The following is a 278-nucleotide window of genomic DNA, read 5'->3' as shown; positions in this document are numbered from 1 at the left end:
CTCGTCTTTGCCCGGCACCTCCAGCGTCGCGAACTGGCTGTCGAGGAGGCTGGTCGGCATGAAGTGGCCGGTGCGCTCGTGCATGCGCCGCGAGATCAGTTCGCGCGACCCCTCGAGATATACGAACAGCACCGGCGCACCGGCCCGCTCGGTGATGAAATCGCGATAGGCGCGCTTGAGCGCCGAACAGCCGACGATGACCGGTGCGGGCTGCCGCCTCAGCGTTTCGCCGACCTTCGCCAACCACGGCCACCTGTCGGCGTCGTCAAGCGGAATGC

At 67.3% G+C, this 278-nt stretch carries 1 pseudogene; it reads right to left on the bottom strand.

From position 1 onward, the window contains the following. A pseudogene (locus EN859_RS37850) lies at positions 1–243 on the bottom strand (gluconokinase); the annotation flags it as partial. Between the last annotated feature and the right edge of the window lie 35 nt (positions 244–278).

Origin of the sequence: Mesorhizobium sp. M00.F.Ca.ET.216.01.1.1 (genome assembly GCF_004010325.2) — a bacterium.
Taxonomy (GTDB): Bacteria; Pseudomonadota; Alphaproteobacteria; order Rhizobiales; family Rhizobiaceae; genus Mesorhizobium.
The sequence above is the reverse complement of the archived record's forward strand: the minus strand, read 5'-3'. Positions and strand labels throughout refer to the sequence as shown.